Annotated in this window: 17 protein-coding genes; 8 read left to right on the top strand and 9 right to left on the bottom strand. The window is 71.6% G+C overall.

Going from position 1 to position 20702, the window contains the following annotated elements; translation table 11 throughout:
- Nucleotides 1-61: 61 nt before the first annotated feature.
- Together FHR37_RS13900 and FHR37_RS13895 are read right to left on the bottom strand one after the other, a co-directional pair.
- Nucleotides 62-613 carry a Uma2 family endonuclease gene (locus FHR37_RS13900; protein ID WP_092883412.1) on the bottom strand — a complete coding sequence of 184 codons (552 nt, stop codon included), beginning with the start codon at nucleotides 611-613 and terminating at the stop codon, nucleotides 62-64.
- A gap of 83 nt (nucleotides 614-696) precedes the next feature.
- Nucleotides 697-2475, bottom strand: a complete 1779-nt coding sequence (locus FHR37_RS13895; RefSeq protein ID WP_092883411.1) for a hypothetical protein — start codon at nucleotides 2473-2475, stop codon at nucleotides 697-699.
- A gap of 249 nt (nucleotides 2476-2724) precedes the next feature.
- On the opposite strand from FHR37_RS13895, the gene leuS reads away from it, so the two are divergent.
- Nucleotides 2725-5238, top strand: coding sequence for a leucine--tRNA ligase (gene leuS, locus FHR37_RS13890; RefSeq protein WP_092883410.1), 2514 nt, complete (start codon nucleotides 2725-2727; stop codon nucleotides 5236-5238).
- Between the two features lie 159 nt (nucleotides 5239-5397).
- On the opposite strand, the gene FHR37_RS30895 is transcribed toward leuS, so the two are convergent.
- Nucleotides 5398-6042 carry a tetratricopeptide repeat protein gene (locus tag FHR37_RS30895; RefSeq protein WP_269086081.1) on the bottom strand — a complete coding sequence of 215 codons (645 nt, stop codon included), beginning with the start codon at nucleotides 6040-6042 and terminating at the stop codon, nucleotides 5398-5400.
- A 20-nt stretch (nucleotides 6043-6062) separates the two neighbouring features.
- Here FHR37_RS30895 and FHR37_RS13880 point away from each other — a divergent pair, with 20 nt between their 5' ends.
- Together FHR37_RS13880 and FHR37_RS33120 are read left to right on the top strand one after the other, a co-directional pair.
- Entirely contained in the window at nucleotides 6063-6248 is a 186-nt protein-coding gene (locus tag FHR37_RS13880) for a hypothetical protein (protein ID WP_092883408.1), read from the top strand.
- A 336-nt stretch (nucleotides 6249-6584) separates the two neighbouring features.
- Entirely contained in the window at nucleotides 6585-8900 is a 2316-nt protein-coding gene (locus tag FHR37_RS33120; RefSeq protein ID WP_092883407.1) for a class I tRNA ligase family protein, read from the top strand.
- Between the two features lie 28 nt (nucleotides 8901-8928).
- Here the strand turns inward: FHR37_RS33120 and FHR37_RS13870 are convergent, their stop codons facing one another.
- On the bottom strand, nucleotides 8929-9453 hold the full coding sequence (locus FHR37_RS13870) for a pyridoxamine 5'-phosphate oxidase family protein (RefSeq protein ID WP_092883406.1): 525 nt from the start codon (nucleotides 9451-9453) through the stop codon (nucleotides 8929-8931).
- A gap of 220 nt (nucleotides 9454-9673) precedes the next feature.
- On the opposite strand from FHR37_RS13870, the gene FHR37_RS13865 reads away from it, so the two are divergent.
- The 5 genes from FHR37_RS13865 to holA all read left to right on the top strand — a co-directional run bounded on the left by FHR37_RS13865 (nucleotide 9674) and on the right by holA (nucleotide 16315).
- Nucleotides 9674-10528, top strand: a complete 855-nt coding sequence (locus tag FHR37_RS13865; protein WP_092883405.1) for a DegV family protein — start codon at nucleotides 9674-9676, stop codon at nucleotides 10526-10528.
- 73 nt (nucleotides 10529-10601) lie between these two features.
- Nucleotides 10602-11543, top strand: coding sequence for a phosphotransferase family protein (locus FHR37_RS13860; protein WP_139238937.1), 942 nt, complete (start codon nucleotides 10602-10604; stop codon nucleotides 11541-11543).
- A 166-nt stretch (nucleotides 11544-11709) separates the two neighbouring features.
- Nucleotides 11710-12771, top strand: a complete 1062-nt coding sequence (locus FHR37_RS13855) for a ComEA family DNA-binding protein (protein WP_237768773.1) — start codon at nucleotides 11710-11712, stop codon at nucleotides 12769-12771.
- A complete protein-coding gene (locus FHR37_RS13850; protein WP_237768772.1) occupies nucleotides 12768-15263 on the top strand; it encodes a ComEC/Rec2 family competence protein in 2496 nt (831 codons plus the stop codon). The genes FHR37_RS13855 and FHR37_RS13850 overlap by 4 nt, the downstream gene beginning before the upstream one ends.
- Nucleotides 15264-15313: 50 nt before the next feature.
- Complete coding sequence (gene holA, locus FHR37_RS13845) at nucleotides 15314-16315, top strand: DNA polymerase III subunit delta (RefSeq protein WP_237768771.1); 1002 nt, start codon at nucleotides 15314-15316, stop codon at nucleotides 16313-16315.
- 134 nt (nucleotides 16316-16449) lie between these two features.
- Here the strand turns inward: holA and rpsT are convergent, their stop codons facing one another.
- The 5 genes from rpsT to FHR37_RS13820 all read right to left on the bottom strand — a co-directional run bounded on the left by rpsT (nucleotide 16450) and on the right by FHR37_RS13820 (nucleotide 20586).
- Complete coding sequence (rpsT, locus tag FHR37_RS13840; protein WP_092883402.1) at nucleotides 16450-16710, bottom strand: 30S ribosomal protein S20; 261 nt, start codon at nucleotides 16708-16710, stop codon at nucleotides 16450-16452.
- 194 nt (nucleotides 16711-16904) lie between these two features.
- Entirely contained in the window at nucleotides 16905-17621 is a 717-nt protein-coding gene (locus FHR37_RS13835; protein ID WP_092883401.1) for an ABC transporter permease, read from the bottom strand.
- Between the two features lie 94 nt (nucleotides 17622-17715).
- Entirely contained in the window at nucleotides 17716-18633 is a 918-nt protein-coding gene (locus FHR37_RS13830; RefSeq protein ID WP_092883400.1) for an ABC transporter ATP-binding protein, read from the bottom strand.
- The gene (locus tag FHR37_RS13825) at nucleotides 18630-19577 is read right to left on the bottom strand and encodes an ABC transporter permease (protein ID WP_237768770.1); all 948 of its coding nucleotides are present in this window, start codon (nucleotides 19575-19577) and stop codon (nucleotides 18630-18632) included. Before FHR37_RS13825 ends, FHR37_RS13830 begins: the two co-directional genes overlap by 4 nt.
- Nucleotides 19561-20586, bottom strand: a complete 1026-nt coding sequence (locus tag FHR37_RS13820; RefSeq protein ID WP_092883398.1) for an ABC transporter ATP-binding protein — start codon at nucleotides 20584-20586, stop codon at nucleotides 19561-19563. The genes FHR37_RS13825 and FHR37_RS13820 overlap by 17 nt, the downstream gene beginning before the upstream one ends.
- Nucleotides 20587-20702: the final 116 nt, after the last annotated feature.

Raw genomic sequence — 20702 nt, 5'->3', positions numbered from 1 at the left:
GCCCGCCGCCGACACCACCGGCGGCCGACACCGATCGACGGCCCGCTCCCGGCGCCGCCGCTCAGCCGGCGACCAGCTCCGCCGGGCGGACCGTGACCGCGAACGGTGCGGTCGCCGCGAACGCCTCGCCCCCGGTCACCGGCGCGGTGTCGAGGTAGCCGTCGGGGCCGAGTTCAAGTGGAAGCAGTGAGGGCAGATCGGGGTCGATGATCCAGTACGACGGGCAGCCCGCGCTCTCGTAACGGGCCCGCTTGGACACGAGGTCGACGCCGCGGTTGCCGGGGGAGAGCACCTCGACGGCCAGCAGGGGAGGACCGAGCAGGCCACGGTCGGTGAGATCGTCCGGGCGGGCGACGATCAGGTCCGGCTGGACGAGCGTGTCCTCGGCCAGGCGTACGTCCACCGGACCGGCGAGCACCTCGAGGCCGGTCGGGCAGTTCGCCAGCAGGAGGGCGGTCAGCCGGCTGACGGCGCGCTGGTGCAGTGGCCAAGGGGCCGGACTCACGACGAGCACGCCGTCGATGAGTTCGTACCGGTGCCCGTCATCGGGCATCCGGTCCAGATCGGCGCAGGTGAGCGGCCGGCCGAAGGGGAGCTGCGTCACGGAACTCATCGTGCCTCCATGGGGTCATGCGGTCCAATGATGGCCGGACAACAGCGTGGTTCGCGGAGTTCGTCCACAGCTCGTAGGGCTGATCAGGGTCGCGGTGGCGCGCCGGGTTTCCACGAGCCGGGCAGTGCGTCCAGCGCCTCGCGCAGTCGTACTGCATCCGCGCCCTTCGCGTCTCCTTCGGGAGTGGCGTCGGCCAGCGCGTACGCCAGCGCCGCGAGTACGTCGGCCCGGGCGTACCCCGCGTCGAGCAGTTGCCGCGCGGTCGCCCACACCTCCGGTGGGTCGTCGAACCACAGGTGCCGTACGACCGCCGTACGGGATGCGATCTCCCGGTCCGACGGCTCCGCCCCCTCCGACGCGTCCTCGGAGTCCTCGTCCTCCGAATCCTCGGAGTCCTCCGAATCCTCCGAGCCGCCGCGGAGGTCGTCGGCCACCAGCGTGGCCACGGCGTCGTCGTCGGTGACGTCGAACCCCGGCGCGGGCACCCGGTCGAGCGCGAACATCCGGCGTTCGAAAACCTCGTCGGCGTTGTCCTGGTCGGGGTCGAGGTCGGCCAGCAGCGACTCCACCGCGATCCTCGCGGGACCCCACGCCGACTGGTCGTCGTAGGTCTCGGCGAACCTCGGCGCGAACGCCCGCACGGCGGCGAGCACCCCCTCGACCGACGAGGCGGAGAGGTCGTTGCGCCGCCCGGCGTACCGCACCCAGGCCGCCAGCACCTCCGGCACGGCGTCGACGTACCTGCGGTCGAGCAGGCCGGTACGCGGAAGCCAGCCGAGCAGGTAGCCCTCCAGCTTGACCGGGCTGACCCGCAGCGGCTGCCCGCGGTCGTACTCGCAGCCGAAGTCCACGAGTTCCTTGGCGAACGCACGGGCAGCGTCGACGTCGGTGGCGCCGAGCTCCGCGACCTCCGGTGAGGCGGCGAAGTCGTCGACGAGTTCGGCCCGGCGGGCCTCCGGCCACGGCGCGGGCTCGGGGACGGAACCGCCGTCGGGCAGCGTGCGCAGCCGGGCCAGGAGGGCGGCGCGCAGGTCGCGGAACGACTCACCGAGCGGCGGGTCGGTGGCCTCGTCGGTGGCCGCGAACGCCTCGCCCAGCCTGATCTTCGCGTCCGCCGGGTCGACCTCGGTCAATGTCAGGTCGGGGTCGGCGGCGACGGTGGCCCGCGCCTGCGACTCCAGGTCGGCGGCCTTGTCGGTCGCCCACACGTCCTTGGCGATGCCGCCGAGGTTGTGGTCCACCAGCACCACGAGCGCGTGCGGCTCCTCGTTCGGATAGGCGCACACCAGGATGTACTGCGTGTTGTCGCCGAGGTCCTCGCTGACGGCGAGGCACCGCTCGACCCTGGCGGAGCCCAGTCTCTCGGCCCATTCCGGCGTACCGCCGTCGAGGTCGCCGGCCCCGAGCCCGTCGATCGCGGCCCGGGCATGTGCGGCCACCTGGGGTTCGGCCAGGGCGGCGAGGCCGTACAGCAACGCCACCGCTCCGGCGTCGTCGGCGCGGCGGGCCTCGGCGACCAGCGTCGGCCCGAAGGCCTGGGAGGGAAGCTGCCACCAGGTGCCGATCACGCTGGAGACGAATCCCTCCGCCTGCAGCGGCGAGGTGAGCGCCGTCAACTGTGGGGTGGCGGCCAGAACGTCGGCGGCGAACTCGGCGGCCGGGTGGCCCGTGGGCCCGTCGTCCGGACCGCCGGGGGTTCCGGTGCCCGGGCCACCGACCTGACCGAGGCCCGCGTCGGATCCGGGTCCCGGCGTGTGCGGGCCGGTGGGGCGGCCGGCCCGGCCGTCCTCGCGGCGGCGGGCTCGGCGGGTGTCGGAGGGGCGGCGGCGGTCGCCTCGGCGTCCTCGGCTTCGCGGACTCATGGGCGGAAGCCTTTCACGTCCGCCCCCGCGGCCGCCGGGCCGGGACGGCGCGGGCCCGCTGTCCGCGGGCCGTCCGAAGTAGCCGGTGCGCTACCCTGGGCCGCATGCGGACGGCTCTGCTCCTTATCGAGCCGCGCTGACCATCAGCGGGTGCTTCGAGCACCGCGTCGGCGTGGCAACCCCTCCTGTGCGAGGGGTTTCTTCTTTTGTCGGAGCGTCCACCTCAGTCCTCCCTCGGAGTCAGGAACGATGAGCGAACCCAGCCGAGACGTCCACCCCGCTGCGGACACCTACGATTTCCACACCATTCAGGGCAAATGGCTGCCGGTGTGGCAGCGGATGGACCCGTTCCGGGCCGACCGGCTCGCCGGCGACGACCCGGCGGCACAGCCCGACACCCGCGAGCGGCGCTACCTGCTGGACATGTTCCCGTACCCCTCCGGCGACCTGCACATGGGCCACGGCGAGGCGTACGCCTTCGGCGACCTGCTGGCCCGCTACTGGTTCCAGCGCGGCTACAACGTCCTGCACCCGATCGGCTGGGACGCGTTCGGGCTGCCGGCCGAGAACGCCGCGATCCGGCGCAACGCCCACCCCGCCGAGTGGACGTACGCCAACATCGACACCCAGGCGGAGTCGTTCAAGCGGTACGCCGTCTCCTTCGACTGGTCCCGCCGCCTGCAGACCTGCGACCCGGCCTACTACCGCTGGACGCAGTGGCTGTTCCTGCGCCTGTACGAACGCGGCCTGGCCTACCGCAAGGCGTCCTACGTCAACTGGTGTCCCACCGACCAGACGGTGCTGGCCAACGAGCAGGTCGTGGCCGGCAACTGCGAACGCTGCGGCTCAGCGGTCACCAAGCGTGAGCTGACCCAGTGGTACTTCAAGATCACCGACTACGCCCAGCAGCTGCTCGACGACATGGGGCCGCTGGAGGGCCGCTGGCCCGAGCGCGTGCTGAGCATGCAGCGCAACTGGATCGGCCGGTCCGAGGGCGCCTACGTCGACTTCGCCGTCGACGGACGCGAGGAGCCGGTCACCGTCTTCACCACCCGGCCGGACACGTTGTTCGGCGCGACGTTCTTCGTGGTGGCGCCGGAGTCGAAGCTCGCGGCCGAGCTGGTGACGGCGGACCATCGGGAGGCGTTCGACACCTATCTCGAGGACGTCAAGCGCACCACCGAGATCGAGCGGCTGTCCACCGAACGCGAGAAGACCGGCGTCTTCCTCGGTGTGCACGCGGTCAACCCGGTCAACGGGCAGCGGATGCCGATCTACGCCGCCGACTACGTGCTGGCCGACTACGGCACCGGCGCGATCATGGCGGTCCCGGCGCAGGACCAGCGCGACTGGGACTTCGCCAAGCGCTACGACCTGCCGATCGTGCGGACGGTGCAGCCGCCGGCCGACTTCGACGGCGAGGCGTTCGTCGGCGAAGGCCCGGCGGTCAACTCCGCCAACGCCGAGGTGAGTCTGGACGGTCTCGGTGTGGACGAGGCGAAGTCGACCATCATCTCCTGGCTGGAGGGCAAGAGCCTCGGGCGCGGTGCGGTGACGTTCCGGCTGCGCGACTGGCTGGTGTCGCGGCAGCGTTACTGGGGCGCGCCGATCCCGATCGTGCACTGCTCCTCCTGCGGGGAGGTGCCGATCGCCGACGAGCAGTTGCCGGTGGAGCTGCCCGACCTGCGCGGCGCCGACCTGTCCCCGAAGGGCACCTCGCCGCTGGCCGCCGCGAGCGACTGGGTCGAGGTCGAGTGCCCGAAGTGTGGTGGGACGGCGCGCCGCGACACCGACACGATGGACACCTTCGTCGACTCCTCGTGGTACTTCCTGCGCTTCGCCTCGCCGAACGACGAGGAGCGTCCGTTCGACCCCGACGACGTGCGCCGGTGGATGCCGATCGACCAGTACGTCGGCGGCGTGGAACACGCGATTCTGCACCTGCTGTACAGCAGGTTCTTCGTCAAGGTGCTGCACGACATGGGCGTGCTCGACTTCACCGAGCCGTTCAAGGCGCTGCTCAACCAGGGCCAGGTCATCAACCAGGGCAAGGCGATGAGCAAGTCGCTGGGCAACGGTGTCGACCTGGGTGAACAGCTCGCGCTGTACGGCGTGGACGCCATCCGGCTGACGATGGTGTTCGCCGGTCCGCCCGAGGACGACATCGACTGGGCGGACCTGTCACCCGCGGGTTCGCTGCGCTTCCTGCAGCGCGCCTGGCGGGTCGCCAGCGACGTGGCGAGCGAGCGCGGTGCCGACCCGGCCGACGGTGACCGTGCACTGCGCAAGGTCACCCACGCGGTGATCAAGGAGGTCACCGAGCACGTCGAGGCGTTCAAGTTCAACGTCGCGGTCGCCCGGCTGATGGAGCTGACCAACGCCGTACGCAAGGCGATCGACGCGGGCCCCGGCCCGTCCGACCCCGCGGTGCGGGAGGCGGCGGAGGCGCTCGCGGTGATGCTCAGCCTGGTCGCTCCGTACACCGCCGAGGACATGTGGGAACGCCTCGGCCACGAGCCGACGGTGGCGCTGGCGGGCTGGCCGAGCTACGACGCCGACCTGGCCGCGGCGGAGACGCTGACCGCGGTGGCCCAGGTCGCCGGAAAGCTCCGGGACAAGTTCGAGGTGTCCCCGGACATCTCCGAGGACGAGCTGCGTCAACTCGCGCTTGCGTCGGAGCGGGTGCAGAGCGCGCTGGCCGGCCGGGAGATCCGCAAGGTGATCGTACGGGCGCCGCGGCTGGTCAACATCGTCCCGAGCTGATTTCCCTTCGTACGTGTCGTAGGTGAGGGCCGGCACCCGCCCAGGTGCCGGCCCTCACGCGTTTCTTTCTTCACGTTCGGCGCGTTCCTTCTCGTCGTCGTCGTCGTCGTCGCCGTCGCCGTCGCGCCGGTGTGCCCCTGAGCCGGCTCGGTGGAGAGGTCAGCTCAGAGTGGAGTGCGCCTGCTGCCGTACCTTGAGCGGCGTGATCGGGGAGGCCAGGCGCACGCGGAGTGCCTTGGCGCGGGAGTCACCGGCCCGCGTGTAGATGTCCAGAGCCTCCTGCCAGTGCCGGCGGGCCGCCGCACGCTCGCCACCGAGGTCCACCGCGTCGCCCAGGAGAGTGAGCGCCCAGGCCGCGCCCACCTGGTCGTCCCGGCGCCGGGTCAGCTCCAGGCTTCGTCGCAGGTTCTCCGCCGCCTCGGCGGCGTTCCCCGCTGCCAGGTGGGCCTCGCCGTAGGAGGCATAGGTCTGGCCCAGACCGTACGTGTCCTCGGCGTCCTCCTGAATCGACAGGGCGCGACCGAGCGCCTCGAAGGCGTCCTTCAGCCGCCCGAGACCGACATAGGACCTGCTGAGGTTGTTCCACGAGCCGGCCTCACCGGTTCGGTCGCCGATGTCGTGCTGGATCCCGATCGCCCGCAGCCTGCAGGCCGCGGCATCCTCGTGCCGGGACAGCAACCCGAAGGTGCTGCCCAGGTTGTCCAGAGCGCTCGCCTCGCCGTACCGGTCGCCGATCCGGCGTCTGATGTCGACGGATCCCTGGAAACAGGCGCTCGCCTCGTCGAGATCGCCGAGCTCGCGCAGGGCGACGCGTCTCGGCAGTCATGCGGTGGTACACCGACTACGGCCGCTGGGGTACGTGCCGCAACGCCCTCGGCGCCGGTAAGTGGGGAGTGTGCGACAAGGACTTCGCCGAGGACTACACGCTGTACTTCCGCGCGTCGAGGTACGACGGCGACACCGGAGACTGGGTTTCCCCGGAGTCCTCGCTGCAGCACTCGGGTACGTGAGGTAGACACCCTTCGACGGCTTCCCCGCGAGCGTGGCCCCTCCCACGACTCGCAGGCGGCGTTCCCCGGTCCGATCGGCCGGGGAACGTCGCTTCTCACGATGATCAGCGGTTCGAAAGGGCCCGGGTTCGGACATTCAGGCTGCGCCGGCCGCCGGCGACGGGCTATCCTTCTCGCATGTCGGTGGTCCTGCTTCTTACCGGGCCGCGCTGACCTCAGCGGGTGCACAGCACCGCGTCGGCGCGGCGAACCCCTCTGCGTGAGGGGTTTCTTCATGTCCGGCCACCGGTGATCAGCGATCTTGCGCGATCGCCGCCGATCTTCAGGCGGTGCCTCATGACCACGACCGACCCCACTCCGCCCGCCAACTCCCCGGCCGAACCCGCCTACCGCTACGACGGACGGCTGGCGGGCCGGATCGAGGAACGCTGGCAGGCCCACTGGGCCGAGCACCGGACCTTCCACACCCCGAACCCCGTCGGCGATCTCGGACCCGACGCCGACGGCCCCTGTCAAGGCGGAGTTGACGAGGCGCGGGCGCGGGTGGATGCGCCGAAGTTCTACGTACTGGACATGTTCGTCGGTCCGTCCGGCTCGCTGCACGTCGGTCACCCGCTCGGCTACGTGGCGACCGACGTCTACGGGCGGTACCTGCGGATGCGCGGCCACAACGTGCTGCACGCGTTCGGGTTCGACGCCTTCGGCCTGCCCGCCGAGCAGTACGCGGTCCGGACCGGGCAGCATCCGAAGGACACCACCGAGGCCAACATCGCCACCATCCGCGGGCAGCTGCGACGGCTGGGCCTGGCCCATGACGATCGGCGCGGCGTGTCGACCACCGATGTGGACTTCTACCGCTGGACGCAGTGGATGTTCCTGCGGATCCACGGGGCGTGGTACGACGACGAGCGCAAGCGGGCCCGGCCGATCACCGAACTGGAGGAGGAGTTCGCGACCGGACGACGAGCCACACCCGGCGGACGGGACTGGACGGCGCTGGCCGCCCACGAACGCCGCGCGCTCCTGGACGCGCACCGCCTGGCCTACCTGGCGGACGTGCCGGTCAACTGGTGCCCTGGCCTTGGCACCGTGCTGGCCGACGAGGAGGTCACCGCGGACGGACGCAGCGAACGCGGCAACTATCCCGTCTTCGCCCGCACCATGCGGCAGTGGATGCTGCGCATCACCGCCTATGCCGACCGGTTGGCCGACGACCTGGACCTGCTGGACTGGCCGGAACCGATCAAGGCCCAGCAGCGCAACTGGATCGGGCGTACCCGCGAGCAGGGCGAGGTGACGTACCGCCTGCACGACTGGTTGTTCAGCCGGCAGCGCTACTGGGGTGAGCCGTTCCCAGTGGTGTACGACGAGCACGGGCCGGTCGCGCTGCCCGAGTCGATGCTGCCGGTCGTGTTGCCGCAGACCCCGGACTACGCGCCCACCACCTACGATCCCGACGACGCGTCGTCGGAGCCGGTCGCGCCGCTCGGGCGGCTGGCCGACTGGGTGGAGGTCACTCTGGACCTGGGCGACGGCCCGCGGGTCTACCGGCGGGAGACCAACACGATGCCGCAGTGGGCGGGCTCGTGCTGGTACGAGCTGCGCTACCTCGATCCGCACGGCACCGAGCACTTCTGTGACCCGGCGCTGGAGCGGCACTGGATGGGCAGCCGCGGCGGCTCCGATCCCGGCGGGGTGGATCTGTACGTCGGCGGGGTCGAGCACACGGTGCTGCACCTGTTGTACGCGCGCTTCTGGCACAAGGTGTTGTACGACCTGGGCCACGTGTCGAGCCGGGAGCCGTTCCGCCGGCTGGTCAACAACGGCTACATCCAGGCGTACTCCTACACCGACGACCGAGGGATGTACGTGCCTGCCGCCGAGGTCAGCGAGCGCGACGGCGCCTTCTGGTGGCGGGGCCAACCGGTCACCCGGTCGCTGGGGAAGATGGGCAAGAGCCTGCGCAACATGGTGACGCCCGACGAGTTGTGCGAGCGCTACGGCGCGGACTCCTTCCGGGTGTACGTCATGGCGTCCGGGCCGCTGCAGGCGTCGCGCCCGTGGGATCCGCGAGGGATCGTCGGGGCGCAGCGGTTCCTGCAGCGGGTGTGGCGGACCCTGGTCGACGAGGAGACCGGTGCGCCGAGGATCTCCGACCGGCCGGCGGACGAGGAGACGCTTCGCCTGCTGCACACGACGATCGCCGGTGTCCGAGACGACCTGGACGCCCTGAGCTTCCACACCGCCGTCGCCCGCCTCACCACGCTGTCCCGGCACGTCGCGGGCCTGGGTGACGAGGTGCCGGCCGAGGTGGCTCGCCCGACGGTGTTGATGCTCGCGCCGTTCGCGCCGCACCTGGCCGAGGAGTTGTGGCACCGGCTGGAGGGCACGCCATCGCGGGCGGCGTCGCTGGCGTACCTGCCTTATCCGGAAGCGGATCCGGCCTATCTCGGTGCGGAGACGGTGACCTGCGTCGTGCAGGTCGCCGGCAAGCTGCGAGCCAGGCTGGATGTGCCGCCGGACATCACCGCCGACGAGCTGCGTCAACGTGTGCTTGACATCGAGCCTGTACGCTGGGCGCTGCGTGGGAGGGCCGTCGCCCGGGTGGTCGTGCGTCCTCCCCGGCTGGTCAACATCGTGCCCGCGGGATGAGCGTGGTGCGCCCGCGAAGGTGCTGCGGTCAGTCGTCACCTCGGGTCCTCCCGACCAGATTGCCGGGATCGAAGGCGTAGGCGACCATCCAGTGCGGCCGGACACGCACGTAGACGATGTCCTCGCCCCAACTGGTCGGCGAACTGCCGTAGTGACGGACCAGGTGGTCCTCGATCGGCTGCCAGTCCGGATGCTCGCGGGGAAGGAACTCCGCCACGCCGTGGGTGAAGACGCCCAGGTCGTCACCTCGCAGGTGGGCGACGCTGACGTCGGGGCGGGCGCGCAGGTGGCGGGTCTTGACCGCTGTCCCGGAGGTGGTGAAGACCCATCGGCCGCGCAGGAAGTGGCCGTCGACCGCGCTGATCCGGGGCGCGCCGCCCGCGGTCACGGTGGCCACCGACAACGTGCACATGCCGGTGAGGACTCCGCACAGCTGGCGTGCGGTCAGGGTGCGCCCGGGGGTGACGATCGAGCGCAGGTGTTCACTCGCGTGGGGGAGAGAGGAATCGAGCAGCCGCTGGAGTTCCTCGACTTCGCTGTCGGTTTCGTCCATGCCGGGAAGATCTCACGGCCCACCGACAACCTGCGCCGACATGCGGTAGAGCAGCACGCCACGGGCGAGCACGATCCGTCCCTGCGCCCGCTGGAGGTTCTCCACGCGCAAGCCGGCGTGCTCAGCCCGCAACCCGGTTTCGCCCGCGCGCCGGAGTTTTCCCTCGGGGCAGCTGATCGAACACCCAGCGGGCCTGCCCACCGGCGGCTACATTTCTCTCGTGGCGGGACACGTGGCCTTGGTGACCGACTCGACCGCGCACCTCGATGGCCGGGAGGTCGACGACTACGGAATCTCCGTCGTGCCGACACAGGTGACGGTCGGCTCGACCACCTACACCGACGGCGACCCCGAGGTGACCCGGCTGGTCACCGACTCACTGCGCCGCGGCGAACACGTCCGCACCTCCCGGCCTTCGCCGATGGAGTTCCTGGCCGGCTACACCGCCGCGGCTCGCACCGGCTGCTCGGCCGCGGTCTCGATCCACCTGTCCGGCGACCTGTCCGGAACCCACGACGCCGCCAGGCTGGGCGCGGTCCAGGCGCCGCTGCCGGTCGCGGTGGTCGACTCACGCCAGGTGGGCATGGGACTCGGCTTCGCGGTGCTCGCCGCCGCCGACGCCGCCAGGAGGGGCGCGGACGCCGCCGAGGTGGTCGAGCTCGCGCGGGCCCGTGCCGCCGCGGCCGAGACGTTCCTCTACGTCGACTCACTCGACTACCTGCGCCGGGGCGGGCGGATCCGGCTCGCGCAGGCAGTGGTGGGTTCGGCACTGCCGTCGAGGCCGATCCTGCAGGTACGCGACGGCCGGGTCACGCCGTGCGCGAAGGTGCGCACCGGGGCCCGGGCGATGGCCGAACTCGAACGCCTCGCTCTGAACAGCGCCGGCATCCGCAGCGTCGAGGTCGCGGTGCATCACCTCGGGGCGCCGATCCTCGCCGGCGAACTGGCCGCGCGGTTGGGGCGACGCGTACGCCGGCTCGTTCGCATCGTGGTCCGGGAGGCGGCCAGCGGGATCGGTGCGCACGTCGGGCCGGGCATGGTTTCGGTGGTCGTGTCGCCCACCGACGTGGACTGACCCGGGACTGCCCCAGGGTCGGCCCCCTGCGACGTCGTACGCCACAGCCCGCCGTGCCCTACCCTGGGCGACCGTGAGCGCAGGTGGGACGTCGCGTCTGGAGATGCTGGCCGCGATCGGCGACAGATACCAGATCCCGGTCGAGGACATGGCCGCGGTTCCGGTTCAGGGTGCCGCCAACGAGGTGTACTACCTCGGCGACCACCTCGTCCTGCGGATCCCACGTGGTGGCGGCGCCCGGCTGGCCGAGCTCGCCAAGGAGGCCACGATCATTCCCGCGGTACGCCGGGTGGGGGTGCGTACTCCCGCGGTGGTGACGTACGACGACAGCTGTTCGGTCGTCAACGTCCCCTACCTCGTGGTCGAACGCGTCCCGGGCCGCGACCTGGCCGCCCTGGGCGCCGAACCCCACACGGCAGCCGCCACCTACCGCGACGTCGGAGTGGGCCTGGCCCGTCTACACCGGCTGACTCGCGCGCGCGTGGGCTCGCTACCGGGCGTTGCGCAGCTGCCGGAGGACGACCCGCGGGGGCAGGTCCTCCGACTCGTCGAGAAGGGGTACGTCGACGTCGACACGGCCGGCTGGCTGGCCGGATGGTTCGACCGGCTGGAGCCCCTGCGGCCGGCCGACGTGGCGCCGGCGGTCGTGCACGGCGACGTCTCGCCCACCAACGTGGTCGTCGCGGGCGCCGCCCCCGAACGCGCCAACCTGGTGGACTGGGGCGACGCGGCCTGGGCCGATCCCGCCGTCGACTTCGCGAAACTGCCGTTGCGTGCGGTGCCGTACGCCCTGCGGGGATACCTGGACGAGGTGCCGCCGCGGGTGCTCGCGGAGGCCGAACGCGCCTGGTCGGGCAGAGTGCTCTGGTACCACCTGTCCTGGGCGCTGCACCGCGTCGGTGACGTGCCCGGAGAGCCGGAACGCGTATGGACCAGGCCGCCCGCGAGCCGCCTGCTGGAGCTGCTGCGATTCTTCGCCGGCTCGCCGCCCGCGCCGTGGCCCGACCTTGCCTGACGCTGCCTGACGCCGCCGCTCCGGTCCTGCCGCCTCCTGCCACCCGGGGCTGACCCCCATCTGCCGGTCGGCCGCCTTTTCTCCACAGGCCGCCGGTCGGCCGGTTCATCCACAGGACTTTCCCATTGCCGGCAACGGCATCCGCGTTCTTCGTAGCGTCGTCCAGGTGTTGCGTCGACGGCTTCCTCCCCGGCACCGGGCGGGGCCCGAGGAGACCGCCCGTGCGGTCCTCCGGGTCCATGCGCTTCGGCGATCACCTCCACGTGCCGAGGGTGCCCACGGTGCCGACAGCGCCGACGGTGTCGTCCGGGGCTGGGTGCCACAGGTGCCCGCCGACCGGGTTCGGGCCGGCCGGGAGTGGGTGCCGCAGGTGCCCGCCGACCCGGTTCGCACCCCCCGCACTCGAGCCGGAGCAGCGCCCGGCAAGCCGTCGCCGTGGGCGTGGTCGAAGGAAGGCGAGGAGCACATGCGGCAGCCCGGTTACGCCGAGCACGAACGCCCCCACCGACCGCTCGGCGACGACTTCTCCGGCGACGGCTTCTCCGAGGACGACGAGCTGTCCGCGGACGCCGGTGAGCGCTCGCCGACGTTCGCCTTGCGCCGGGGCCACGTCGTGGTGGTCGCCGTCGTCCTGCTGCTGGCGGTGATCGGTGCCGCGGTGATGGTGATCCGGGATCGTCCCGTACGCGAGACGGTCACCGACCCGGCGGCTCATTCGACGGTGGTGGCGACGCCGGTGGCGACCTCGGTACCGGCCCCCGGCTCGCCGGCTCCGCGGCCGTCGTCGACGGTGGTGGTGCACGTGGCGGGCAAGGTACGCAGGCCTGGGGTGGTTCATCTGCCCGGGGGTTCCCGGGTGTTCGATGCGGTCACCGCCTCCGGCGGGGCGCTGCCCGGAACCGACCTCGACACGGTCAACCTCGCTCGCCCCCTGCTCGACGGTGAACAGGTTCTGGTGGGTGTGACGCCACCGCCCGGTGCTCCGCCCGCCGGAGGTGGCGCCGGCCCGAGTGCGGGCCCGCCGTCGGCCGGTGCGCCGCTCGACCTCAACTCCGCCACCTCCGCTGAGCTTGAGGAGTTGCCCGGAGTGGGTCCGGTGCTCGCGCAGCGAATCGTGGACTTCCGCACCGAGCACGGGCGGTTCGCCGACGTCGAGGATCTGCGCGAGGTCACCGGGATCGGCGAGCGCACCTTCGCCGAACTGCGCGACAAGGTGGCAGCGCGGTGACGAGCTCGGCGACGTCTCCGCTGCTCGGTGTGGTGACGGGCGTCCTCGACCGACTCGTCGAGTCCGTACGCACGTCCATCCGCGTCGGTGAGGACGGCCCGCCCACGCACCAGGGCGCTCGCGCCACGGTCGACGCGCGGTTGGTTCCGGTCGCGGTGGCCGGTTGGTTGTGCACGCTCGTGGTTCCGGTCGTGCCGCCGGTACCCGCCGCCGTTGGCGCGGTCGCCGCGGCTGCGGCGGGGGTCGTTCTGCTCGCCCGCCCGAGCCGACGTGACCGTGCGCTCGAACTGTCCGCGGCGGTGGCATGTCTGGGCGCTGCCGTCCTGACCTCGGTCACCCTGCTGCACGTGTCGGCTGCCAGGGGCGGACCGGTCCCTGAGCTGGCCGCCGACGCCTCGGTCGCCACGACCGAGCTTCGGGTGCGCACCGATCCGCGGGTGCGGTCGTCCCCGGGCCATCGCTCGACCTACGTCGTGCTCGAGGCCGACGTTCTCCGGCTCACCCGCCACGGCGTGACGACCGCCGTCCGGACCCCGGTCGTGGTCACCGGCCCGGCGGCGTGGTCGAGGGTCGAGGTCGGCCAGCGCATCCGTGCCGTCACCCGCTTCGCGCCGACCGAGCAGGGCGAGCGCGTGGCCGCCGTCCTCGCCGCTCGCTCGCCTCCGACCCTGCTCGAGAACGCCGGACCGCTCGACCGGGCGGCCGGGCGGCTGCGGGCAGGACTCCGCGCCGCCGTGGCCGGACTTCCGGCGAACGAACGCGGACTCGTGCCTGCCCTCGTGGTGGGCGACGTCTCGCGGATGCCCGAGCAACTGGAGGAGGACTTCCGCACGGCGGGGCTGTCGCACCTGACCGCCGTTTCGGGCACGAACCTCACTATTTTGCTGGCGTTCGTGCTCGGAGCGGCCAGATGGGCCGGCGTGCGGTCGTGGGGACTCCCACTGATCGGGGCCGGCTGCGCGATGGGCTTCGTGGTGCTCGCCCGCCCCGAACCCAGCGTGCTGAGAGCCGCCGCGATGGGTGTGGTCGGGCTCGCCGGACTGGCCGTAGGATCCCGTCGCCACGGTGTGCCGGCCGTGGCCTGTGCCGTTCTGGTCCTGCTCCTTGTCGACCCGTGGCTTGGCCGTACGTACGGCTTCGCGCTGTCGGTCCTCGCCACCGCCGGCATCGTCGTCCTCGGCCCGCCGTTCTCCGACGCCCTCGCCCGATGGCTGCCCCGCTTCGCGGCGACTGCGGTCGGAGTCCCACTGGCGGCCCAGGTCGCGTGCACGCCGGTGGTGGCGGTGCTGTCCGCATCCGTCAGCGTGGTGGCCGTGGTCGCCAACATGCTGGTGGCCCCGGCCGTCACCCCGGCAACGGTTCTGGGCATCGCGGCGACGCTGGTGTCGCCGGTCAGCGTGAGTGTCGCCGCCGTGCCGGGCCACCTGGCCGGCTACGCCGCGCGGTGGATCGTGGAGATCGGCACCCGGGCGGCTCGCCTGCCCGGCGCGAGCCTGACCTGGCCGTCGTCGGCGCTGGGCGTCGCGGTACTCACCCTGCTCTGTGTGGCGGCGGTGGTCCTGACCCCGTGGGTGCTGCGCCGACGTGGCGTGACGCTGGCGATCGCGGGCGGGCTGGTCGCCTGGATCGTTCACCCGGTCCAGCTGCCGGTGTCCCTGGGTCCGCTGACCGGTTGGCCGCCGGCCGGCTGGGTGGTCGTGGCCTGCGACGTGGGCCAGGGAGACGCGCTGGTGCTCCGCGCCGGTGCACGGTCGGCTGTCGTGGTGGACACCGGTCCCGATCCCGTCGCGGTCGACCGCTGCCTCACCGATCTCGGCGTACGGCAGGTCCCGTACGTCCTGCTCACCCACTTCCACGCCGACCACACGACCGGGCTTCCCGGTGTGGCGCGCGGACGGGTGGTCGGTGAGATCGGCTTCCGGCCCGGCGCCGCCACCGGCGCCGACGCCCGGCGGGTGCGCGACTGGGCCGGAGCCGCGGGGATTCCGGCCGCCGCCGTCGCTGTCGGCGAGGAACGCCGAGCGGGTGCACTGACCTGGAAGGTCCTGGGCCCGGCCGGGCGGCTGGCCGACCCTGAGGGGCGCGAGATCGATGCGGGCTCGGGGGACTCGGAGGAGGGTGCGGCGGAGAACGACTCCAGCGTGGTGATCCTGGCGCGGGTCCAGGGAATCAGCGTCCTGATGACCGGTGACATCGAGCCCACGAGCCAGCGCCGGTTGCTGTCGTCCGGTGCCGACCTGCAGGCGACCGTGCTGAAGGTTCCCCATCACGGATCCCGGTACCAGGATCCGGACTTCCTCCGGGCGGTCGGTGCCCGGATCGCGATCATCAGCGTCGGCGCGGACAACGACTACGGCCATCCGGCACCGTCGACGATCGCGACTCTGGCGAGCACCGGCTCCAGAGTCGCCCGCACGGACGAGAACGGCGCGGTGGCCGTGGTGAAGGACGGCGCGGGACTCGGGCTGGTCGCCCGATCTCCGCCGAAGTGAGTGGGAGCGGGGCGAGCTGGCTGTCGGCGGGGCGTGGGATGCTGAGCGGGATGCCCAAGAAGTCCACCCAGGCGCCCCCCGGCGACGGAGTCCTCGGGACGGTCACGCTTGTCCTGGGGCCGGAGGAGTTGCTGGCCGAGCGCGCGGTCGCCGGCACCGTGCGGGCCGTCCGCGCTGCCGACACCGACGCGGACGTCACCGACCTGGAAGCGTCCGCTCTCACTGCCGGCGGCCTGGCCGAGCTGACCAGCCCGTCGTTGTTCGCGTCCGCGCGAGCCGTCGTGGTGCGCAACCTCGACGGCCTCCCCGCCGACTCGGTGGAGGCCCTGGTCGGCTATGCGCGCTCACCACAGCCGGATGTCGCGGCGGTGCTCGTGCATCGCGGCGGGCAGAAGGGTCGCGGGGTGGTCGACAAGCTCCGCAAGGCCGGTGTCCGGGTGGTCGCCTGCGACTCGCCACGGAGTTCGGAGCTGCCCGCCTTCATCGCCCGCGAAGTGCGCACCGCAGGAGGACGGATCGAGGAGGAGGCGGCACAGTTCCTGGTCGAGTCCATCGGCCGTGACCTACGTTCGCTGGCCGCAGCGACGTCCCAGCTGGTCTCCGACACCGACGGACAGCCGATCACCGAGAGCGTCGTCCGGCGCTACTTCGCCGGCCGGGCCGAGGTGACCAGCTTCGCGGTGGCCGACGCGGCGGTCGCCGGCCGCACCGCCCACGCACTCGAGCAGTTGCGATGGGCGCTGCGGTCCGGCGTCGCACCTGTGCTGGTGACGTCGGCTCTGGCGGCGGGAGTTCGCGGCCTGGCGAAGTTGTCGGGAGCACCTCGCGGCCTGCGAGAGGCCGACCTGGCCCGGGAGATCGGTGTGCCGCCGTGGAAGGTCAGGACTCTGCGCGGTCAGCTGCGCGGCTGGACCGACGAGGGCCTGGCCTCCGCGCTGCTGGCCGTCGCCCGCGCCGACGCCGACGTCAAGGGTGGCGCGGACGACGCGGAGTACGCGCTCGAACGCGCGGTGCTGGCCGTCGCGTCAGCGCGCACCAGCCATCGTCGCTGACGCCACATCGGCCTCCGACGACCCGGCGGAGCGGCTTGGACAAATCGGACGAGGGCAGCACAAAAAGCTGCCCGGCCACCGGGGCCGAGCAGCTCTTCGGGCACGTCCGGAAGCGAGCAGCTTCCGAAGTGGAGCTAGAGGGCGGCGGACCGCTTGGAGATCGCCGACTTCTTGTTGGCGGCCTGGTTCTTGTGCAGAACGCCCTTGGAGGCGGCCCGGTCCAGCAGGCGGCTGGCCGCACGGGCCAGATCCTGGGCCTTGGCCTTGTCGCCGGACTCGGCAGCCTCGCTGAAGTTGCGAATGGCCGTCCGCAGCGAGGTGCGCGTCGACTTGTTGCGGAGCCGACGGGTCTCGTTCTGCTTGATCCGCTTGATCTGGGACTTGATGTTCGCCACTGAGCTGAAGCCTCGATCGCAGGTCGTACGGGAATGGACACGCGGCGGGATCCGCCCGCGCGCGATGAATGAGCCTACCAGCCGAGCGAACCGGGCCCCAACTGTGGGCGGATCAGCCCGAACCTCACCCCGGTGCGGCTCGGCGGATTCGCCCGGCTCGGCCACTCGGCCGACTCGCCCGGCTCACTCGATGCTCATTCTGTCTCGGTGAGAGTCAGTGAGCGTAGCCGCTCCCCGGCGAACCAGGTCGCCGCCAGGATCGTGACCAGCAGCAGGATCGTCCCGGTGCCGAGCCCGACCGCCGCCTTGATGTCGTCCCTGGCGATCAGCTCGTCGGCGACCGCCAGGGCCCACTGCTGGATGCTGAGCACCTGTGCTCCGGGTACGAACCCGCCGACCAGGCTCTCCCAGATCAGCGCGTAGACGAGGCCGAAGACCACGGCGTGCCTGGTGATCACGGCCAGCATCAGGAAGACCGCGCTGTAGGCCAGCCCGGCGACCACCGTCGCGACGGCGAACCCGACCGCCATCCCGTCGTCGAACCCGGACATGATCACCCCGGCGACCAGCGTGGGTACGGCCGCGAAGGCCACCAGACACCCCACCGCGACGGCGAGCTTCGTCACCACGATCGTCGGGCGCGGCAGTGGTTTCGCGAGCACGTAGATGATCGAGCCGTCGTCGATCTCCGGCCCGATCACGCCCGTGCCCGCGATCAGGCCGAGCAACGGCACGATCGTCCCGAGCGCGAGGGTCTGCAGCAGGGTGGTGCCGACCTGCAGGCTGGGGCCGGTCACGAGCCGAAGGATCAGCGCGAGGAGGACGAGTACCGCCGGCAGGACGAACAGCAGGAGTACACGTCGTTTCCCCAGCAGGGTGCTGGCGGTGAGCCTGGCGATCGTGGCGTTCATCGGTCACTCATCCGGTCACTCGTCGGATCTCTCATCGGGTCATTCACGGCGTCTCTCACCGGGTCTCTCACGGGGTCTCTCACGGGGACAGGCCTCACGCGGTGATGAGGTAGGAGAAGACGCTCTCGAGAGACTCGTCGGACGGCGAGATCTCGTAGAGCCGGACATCCGCGGCGCGGGCCACCTGCGGCACGAGCCAGGTGAACCGGGCGAAGTCGACCGCCTGCACCCGCAGGCATCGCTCCCGGGCGTCGAGTTCGACGCCGGCGGACGACCCGTCCGCGATCAGGGCTGACGCGAGCCGGCGGTCGTCACTGGAGCGGATGACGTACTGGTGCGGCCGGTCGATCATCAGCCGCCGGATCTCCCGGAAGTCACCGGACGCGGCGTGCCGCCCGGCCACGACGACCTCGATGTGGGAGGCGACCTGCTCGACCTCCTCCAGGATGTGCGAGCTGAACAGCACCGTGCGGCCGGCCTGCCCCATCGACCGCAGCAGATCCATCAGGTGCAGCCGCTGGCGGGGGTCCATGCCGTTGAACGGCTCGTCCAGCAGCAGCACCGACGGCCGGTGTACCAGCGCGGTCGCCATCTTGATCCGCTGCTTCATCCCCTTCGAGTAGCCGCCGACCGCACGATCGGCGGCCGGGCCCATCTCGACCGTCTCGATCGCCTCCCTTGCGGCGGTCTCGGGGTCGGCGAGCCGGTGCAGCCTCGCGTTCGCGAGGACGAACTCCCAGCCGGTGAGGCTGTCGTAGAGGGCTTCGCGTTCGGGCACGAGCCCGATGTGGCGGTAGGCGGCCTGGTGGCGCCATACCTTGTCCCCGTCCAGCGTGACGGTGCCCGCGGACGGTGCGAGGAAGCCACCCATCATGTGGATCAGGGTCGACTTGCCCGCGCCGTTGGGCCCGAGCAGTCCGGTGACGCCGGGGCCGATGGTCATGTCGACGTCGTTGACCGCGACGACGTTGCCGTACCAACGGGAGACGTGGTCGAGCCGGATGACGCTCACGAGGCCGCCACCTTCCGATAGCGAAGCATCAGCAGGCCGAACGACCCGCCGATGACGAGCAGGGTCACGAGTACGTACGCCAGCGCGCCCAGCCCACCTGCCGGCGGTGGCACCGGGCTGGCGCTGGTGGCACCGAGCGCGATCACCTGTACGCCGTCCACCAGCGTGACGGGGGAGAACAGCCCCGCGTACCCAGCGGCGGTTCGGTGGCCCTGGTCGCCGAGGATCGCCGACATGAAGCTCGATCCTCCGTAGGCGACCGTCAGCACGGTGATGATCGCCGCCACCCCGAACCCGCGCCGGGTGGTGAGCGCCGAGATCACACCCGAGATCCCGGCCAGGACGAGGGCGAGGACGGCGACCCCGGCCAGCCCGGCCAGCAGGCCCTTCGTCTGCGCGCCGACGGGGTACTTCCCGAGCAGCGCGCCGGCGTACATCACCAGCAGCGGCAGGGCCATCAGGATGAACAGCGAGGCGACCAGCGCGGCGTACTTCGCGACCACGTAGTCGATCCGGACGAGCGGCCGGGAGAAGTACAGCGTGATCGTGCGGAAGCGCAGGTCGCGGGAGAACAGCTGCGGCGCCTGGGCGGCGGCGAAGATGGCGATGACCGCCTGGGTGTAGACGAAGTACCTCGTGTAGGCGACGGGCGGCTCCGGCGGCTTGATGGCGACCGTGACGGCGACGAGGATCGCGGCCGGCAGCAACATGACCGCGCCGAGCATGAACGGCAGGATTTTCGACCTCGCGGTGCGGCCCAGGCCGTACGTCGAGCGCAGGCTCGCGACGAACAGGGAGCGCAGGATGTAGCCGCGGCCGAGCCGGGGACCGTCGTAGCGGCGGTAACCGATGTCGTGGATCACTCCGGCCGGAGCGGCGTACGACATGCCCTGTGGGGGCGACGTGCCCTGCGGGGGCGACGTGCTCTCAGGGGGTACGGACACGGTGCGCTCCTCCCTGGTCAGGGCCACTGACCGGACCACCGGCAGGACCACCGGCACCCGCATCGGCACCGGCCTGATGACCCGGCGCGCCGTCCCGGAAGATCTCCTCGATGCGGTGCCGGCGCTGCTCCATCCGGACCAGGCCGAGGTCGAGTTCGGCGGCGGTGTCGCGTACGACGTCGAACGTCTCCTCGCGGGCGATGTCGATCATCAGCAGCCGCCCGTCCGGAACCACCCGCAGCCCGTGGCCGGCCAGCGCGTGACCGAGCCGGTCGCGCGCCGCGGTCCAGTCGGGACCGGAGTCGAACGCCGCGACCTCCACGGCCAGCACCTGGGTGGCGCGGGTGAACTCGGCCGTCGACGAGGCGCGCAGCAGCCGCCCGCCGTCGATGATCACCACCTGGTCGCTGATCCGCTCCAATTCGCCGAGCAGGTGCGACGTCACCAGGACCGAGATCTGGAAGTCGGTGCCGATCCGGCGGACGAGCCCGAGCATCTCGTCCCGGCCGGAGGGGTCCAGCCCGTTGGTCGGCTCGTCGAGGAACACCAGCCGAGGGTCGTGGACCAGCGCCTGGGCGAGCTTGACCCGCTGCCGCATACCGGTGGAGTAGCCGCCGATGGGCCGGTAGCGCTCCTCGTACAGGCCGACGTGCCGCAGCGTGTCGGCGGTGCGTTCGCGCGCGCTCGCGGCCGGCAGCCCCGACATCCGGGCCATGTGGACGACGAACTCGGTCGCCGACATGTCGGGTGGCAGGCAGTCGTGCTCGGGCATGTAGCCCACCCGGTCGCGGATCGCCGGGCCCTGCGTGGCGACGTCGAGGTCGAGGACCGTCGCCTCGCCCGAGGTGGCCGGCTGCAGACCGAGCAGGATCTTGATGAGAGTCGACTTGCCCGCGCCGTTGGCGCCGACGAACCCGGTCACACCGGGGCCGATGTCGACCGTCAGCTGGTCGAGCGCGGTGACGCTCGGAAACCTCTTGGTGAGGTCGTGGATCGAGATGACGGGCACGGGACGAAAACTAGTGCTCCGGGGGCCGTGGGTAATCCGACTCGCGGACGAACATTTCCGTTCGTTCCCCTACGGAAGTACCGGAGGCCGCCGCCAGGGACCCACCCGGGGAGGAG

This window comes from Actinopolymorpha cephalotaxi, from assembly GCF_013408535.1.
GTDB classification, from domain to species: domain Bacteria; phylum Actinomycetota; class Actinomycetes; order Propionibacteriales; family Actinopolymorphaceae; genus Actinopolymorpha; species Actinopolymorpha cephalotaxi.
Note: the sequence above shows the minus strand (reverse complement) of the source record. Positions and strands in the feature narration are given on the sequence as shown.

Excerpts from the sequence above, each read along its gene's own strand:
- FHR37_RS13900 (WP_092883412.1), bottom strand. The coding sequence starts at position 613 with ATGAGTTCCGTGACGCAGCTCCCCTTCGGCCGGCCGCTCACCTGCGCC.
- FHR37_RS13880 (WP_092883408.1), top strand. The coding sequence starts at position 6,063 with ATGCGGTGGTACACCGACTACGGCCGCTGGGGTACGTGCCGCAACGCC.
- leuS (WP_092883410.1), top strand. The coding sequence starts at position 2,725 with ATGAGCGAACCCAGCCGAGACGTCCACCCCGCTGCGGACACCTACGAT.
- FHR37_RS13835 (WP_092883401.1), bottom strand. The coding sequence starts at position 17,621 with ATGAACGCCACGATCGCCAGGCTCACCGCCAGCACCCTGCTGGGGAAA.
- FHR37_RS33120 (WP_092883407.1), top strand. The coding sequence starts at position 6,585 with ATGACCACGACCGACCCCACTCCGCCCGCCAACTCCCCGGCCGAACCC.
- FHR37_RS13895 (WP_092883411.1), bottom strand. The coding sequence starts at position 2,475 with ATGAGTCCGCGAAGCCGAGGACGCCGAGGCGACCGCCGCCGCCCCTCC.
- FHR37_RS13870 (WP_092883406.1), bottom strand. The coding sequence starts at position 9,453 with ATGGACGAAACCGACAGCGAAGTCGAGGAACTCCAGCGGCTGCTCGAT.
- holA (WP_237768771.1), top strand. The coding sequence starts at position 15,314 with ATGCCCAAGAAGTCCACCCAGGCGCCCCCCGGCGACGGAGTCCTCGGG.